The 2,456-nt window shown below is 43.9% G+C and carries 2 protein-coding genes; one reads left to right on the top strand and one right to left on the bottom strand.

Annotation, left to right across the window (positions count from 1 at the left end; all coding sequences use genetic code 11):
- Positions 1-790 precede the first annotated feature (790 nt).
- Positions 791-895 (top strand): transposase, encoded by a 105-nt coding sequence (locus AB4161_RS21400; protein WP_372084236.1) that lies wholly within the window; start codon positions 791-793, stop codon positions 893-895.
- A gap of 151 nt (positions 896-1,046) precedes the next feature.
- On the opposite strand, the gene wecA is transcribed toward AB4161_RS21400, so the two are convergent.
- Positions 1,047-2,117: a UDP-N-acetylglucosamine--undecaprenyl-phosphate N-acetylglucosaminephosphotransferase gene (gene wecA, locus AB4161_RS21405; protein ID WP_372084234.1), complete on the bottom strand. Its 1,071-nt coding sequence runs from the start codon at positions 2,115-2,117 to the stop codon at positions 1,047-1,049.
- Between the last annotated feature and the right edge of the window lie 339 nt (positions 2,118-2,456).

The raw sequence follows: 2,456 nt of genomic DNA on the forward strand, positions 1-2,456 counted from the left end.
AACTACCTTGAAAAACACCGAGAGCGTGCCGTGGTGAACATACCAGAATCAGAAAAAACCTACTCGTGTTGCCAGTCGATGCTCTGTAGGATGAGACAAAGCACCAGTGAAAAAAACTGGTGTATATCCCAGCCCAGTTGTATGTCGAAGTTACCGAAGGACCCAAATCCGTCTGTGGTTAATGTGATGTGTTAGGAGAGAAGAGCGTTGTTGAAATGGCTCCATCGTCAGCATCGCTGCACCCTCTTTGCTTGCGCAAGTTATCACGAAAAAACCACTACGCCCTGCCTCTCTATCGTCAGAGTCGTTAATCGCCTTACTAAAAGAAGCCCTCATAGCTCAAGATGTTCTGTTCGCGGACGAAACCATGTTGACAGTGTTCGATGACGAAAGAAAAGTTACATCTGGCTGTGTGGATGTGGTTTAGAACGAAGAGACCATGCGCCCTCCCGCCCCTCAATCGTATCTGTCAAACTACACTGGGGATGGGTACAAAGCGTATGAAAATACTGAAGATAATATGTTTTTTACTGAGGCGTATGCAAGACGCAGTTCATTAACGCAGAGCAGATCCAATCAAAAAAACAAGCAGGGTAAATAGGGGTAAAATACGGTGGGCAGTCAATTGGTTCTAGAAGCTCTATCGTGTTGAACAAGGGCTCAAAGATAAGACGAGGGAAGAGCGATATGTTACCCGCTAGTCAAATACTCAGTCTCTGCTCATTGAGTTCAGACATGGTTAGATAAATCGGTCACTCAGGTACCACCTAAAAATAAACAGGGTGAGGCTATTAAATACAGTCTCAATCAATGGTTGAAGCTAGTACTAGTTATCGATGATAGCCGGTTAAGCATAGATAATAACCGAGCGGAATATTTAGTACGTCCCTCATAGAATAACGCCAGAATGACAGATGCCGCCTTAGTTGGCGGTATCTGTGTCGATATTAGGAAATCAATGAGCCGGTTCACCGACGGTTACGTTATAGCACTGGCAGTTATCGACGATGCTCATTTTTTGTAAAATAGGTGAACCTTTAGTAATATTAACAGTCGTATGTTTTTGACGGCAGCCCACGCTTGTTGCGAAACCAGCCAGTTATTCTCCATACATAACTCATCGATACACTGTATCCAATAAAGCAAATAATAAACAACAAGAACATCAAGGTTTCTGGCAGCTCGTACAGTTCCCCCAAAATACCAAAACTAGCCAGGAGAGCAGCAAGGCTGCAAATCATGGCCAGTGTTTGTCGAGAGCTAAACCCTAGGCGCTGAAAGATATGATGCAGGTGCTCACGATCGGGTTTGAAAGGGGAGTCACCGCGGCGAACTCGACGAAACATAATCGCCGCCATATCCATGAGAGGAATGGCAATTAGCCACAAGGCAGTAGTTGGGCGCATGAGCGATTTAGAGGGCTCTTGGCTTGCTCCCAGTAAAATCCAGATGACCGTAAAGCCGATCATCATACTTCCTGCATCCCCCATAAAGACTTTGCGTTCACGCCCCAAAATGCCTAGGTTCATTAAAATATACGGAATGATAGCGGCAATGAAGACGACACATAAATAGGCCAGGCCATGCTCTTGCTCTACTTGCAGTAAAATAGCCAGTCCGGAAAAGGTGACAATCGCAAGCCCACCTAGTAGACCATCAATCCCGTCCACCATATTAAAGGCGTTAATGGCTCCGATTACAGCAAAGATAGTGACTAAAGAGCTCATTGGCCCCAAATGTACTTCACCAAACCCAAAAATATCACCAATATTATTTAATCGAATATCAGCTAAAAACATCATTACGATTGAGAGGCCCGCCTGCACTAACAAACGGATTTTGAAGCTAAGGTCAACTTTGTCATCTAACGCTCCAATAGTGACTAAGATCGTTATGCAGGTTAAAAAAAGATAACTGTGTGGGATAACGTCGGGGTTTGATGTAATAAACTGACCAATTGACAGGCAGATTGAAATTCCCCCAACCAAAGGTACGGCGCCACTATGCAACTTTCTTGCGTTGGGTTTGTCTACTAATCCGATCTCTTTTGCGACTTTTCGCATTAGAAAAAGTGAAGTGAATGAGAAAAATGAGACAAATGTCAGCTCAAGAAACATATTCTACCTAGTGAGTACAGTATGGGGGTTTTAATGCTCTAATAATACGGTAATAAGGTCATTTTGTACATTTTGAATCGGCTCGATACTGGTGTTTTTCGAAGTAGTCGTTGCTAACCTTTTATCTTTGCACAATGACAAGGCGTCGGATCTAGAACGAAGATTTTATATGAAATGGTTGGCGACGGGCAGGACTGGAGGTTAAGTATTTCGGAGTATTTCGTTCATCCGTTTCCCTATGCACTGTCTGGGCAGTATGCCTGTATGGTAACGACAGATTAAAGTCGCAAAAGAGGTCGACAGGGTAATGGAAAAACTTTGGTTCATCGCGGCTTTCCG

Origin of the sequence: Vibrio sp. 10N.286.51.E5, assembly GCF_041469125.1 — a bacterium.
GTDB lineage: Bacteria > Pseudomonadota > Gammaproteobacteria > Enterobacterales > Vibrionaceae > Vibrio > Vibrio crassostreae_C.